Origin of the sequence: Halorussus marinus, from assembly GCF_004765795.1 — an archaeon.
Classification (GTDB): Archaea; Halobacteriota; Halobacteria; order Halobacteriales; family Haladaptataceae; genus Halorussus; species Halorussus marinus.
This window is the reverse complement of sequence record NZ_SBIV01000026.1, coordinates 1-1973: the sequence shown is the minus strand read 5'-3', so window position 1 is coordinate 1973 and position 1973 is coordinate 1. Positions and strand designations below refer to the sequence as shown.

The following is a 1973-nucleotide window of genomic DNA, read 5'->3' as shown; positions in this document are numbered from 1 at the left end:
CTTCGCCGTGCGAGCGCGGTCATGGTTTCGTGAGTTCCGCGAGATCGCGCTGATGTGTGTCGTCTATAACATCAAACGCTTCGTCAAACAGTGAATCTCTCCGCCTTACAGCGATTCAACACAGCCCTTCACGGCCATTTCCGTTCCAATCACCGCCGCTTGAAGGGTCGCCGCTGTTCCGCCCAATCCCGTTGATGAGGCTCCGCGTCCCCCCGTAGTTGAGCGACCCCTGCCAGCCCCACCACTCGGTATCCACCGTACTGGAACCGATATTTACGTCAGCGTTGGTGTTCCCATGCGAAAACCCGAATAGCGTGTTTCGGGTCGCCGACCCTGAAACCGCCACGCCGTCACCGCCGTTATTGATGGCTGAGACGGTGAGCGTGTTGTTATCGGCGTTCGCAACGTTTTCGACCAATTCAATTCCGGTTCCGCCACAGTCCTTGGCTCTGGCGATACCGCTCACGCCCGCCCAGTCGGTGATGCTGAGGCCGATACCGCCCGATGCCACACTCACATCAAGGTCTAAGCCGACCTGCTGAGTGTCGTACCCGAGATTAATCGCACGGGTGGCCGCGGTCGTCTCGAAGTAACCCCGGAGTTCTAAACCGTCGTACTGGTTCGCCGCATTCGGGACGAACTTTGCCGCGTTGTCGCCCGTACTCACGACCGTCCCCTCGACCGTCAGATTCTCCAGAGGGTTCCCACCGACCGCACGAACGCCGACCCCGCTCACGCGCCCGGAGAGTCCGGTTAACTGGCACCCGTTCGAGTTCCCGAGGGCCGACCGACTCGTGTAGCGTTTACCAGAGTCGCCGGAGATATTCAACAGACGCGATACTGTCCCGTCACCGCCTGCAACAGCCCCTTTAACCGTCGTTCTCGGGCTTTCGTTTATGTCTACGAGGTCTTGCGAGAGGTTGCGGCCCGCCACGCCCTCGATGGTCACGTCGGTACATCGCCCGTTCATATCCACGACCTCTTGCCCTGACGCGCCGTAGGGGTTGATAAACTGGCCGTTTCTGACGCCCTCGGCGATGATGGTCGCGCCGTACTGGTCGAGCGACCACGACGCCGCGCCCTCGGCGTAGGCGTTCGTGTTATCCACGAACAACACCCCGGCGTTCACGTCGTGCAGTTCGCCCGCTTCCTGCCGGTACCGGGGATTATCGCCACCGAAGAACACCACGGCCTGCGGGCTTGGGTGGTTCGTGCTGTTCCCGTCGATGATTCCACGGTTCACCACCGACACGTTGTCGTACCCGTTCGAGTAGAGTAGGAAGGTGTGATCTGTGTTCTGCGCGTCGGTGTAGATTGTCGGGGAAGCCGTGTCTTCGAACTTGATGTGAGCGCCTGTCTCGACGATGATAGTGATGTCACTCGTCCCGATCTTTATCCAGTCGCTGACGAAGTGGTTGCCCGCTTCGAAAACGACAGTTCCGGGTTGGCTGAGTTCGTCGTTGATGTCGCTGAGGGATGTGCCAGCTTCGATGAACCGAGCAACGTTTGATAGCTCGCCTGTACTAAACGACTGAGCCTCGGCAGACCCGAACGTCGCATCCGGTGCCTGATTCGTCGCCACCACCGCCTCCGCGCCGGCGTCGACCTCCGCGACCAGCACCGACGCCGACGACGGCGCCGACCCAGTCGCGTTGACCGGGATCGAGACATCGTCCTGGTTCGTCGGGTCGATCACCAAGAACACGTAGTTCATCCCACTGCCGTCCGCGAGCGCCTTGTTCGTCCTCGAGTCAGGGAAGACGTCGTAGGCGTTCGCGCCGTCCTTGATCACGGCGTGGCCGGCGGCGACATCGATCTCGTTGTTCGACCAGTCCGCCGAGACGGTGAGGCCGCGCTCGACGTAGTCGGTGCTGTTCTCCCGAGCTCGCTGCTGGGAGAGATTCTGTTCACTCAGTGCGTCGTCGTTCTGGAAGATAACTCGGTCTGCCATGGTATCACTCAGTAACGTTCGT

General features: G+C 60.5%; 1 protein-coding gene and 1 pseudogene. One reads left to right on the top strand and one right to left on the bottom strand.

From position 1 onward, the window contains the following. A pseudogene (locus tag EPY72_RS19065) lies at nt 1–94 on the top strand (IS5/IS1182 family transposase); the annotation flags it as partial. Nucleotides 95–115: 21 nt separating this feature from the next. Here EPY72_RS19065 and EPY72_RS19060 read toward each other — a convergent pair. Further along, nucleotides 116–1973: hypothetical protein (locus EPY72_RS19060; RefSeq protein ID WP_210423582.1), on the bottom strand; the 1858-nt coding region annotated here is incomplete at its 5' end.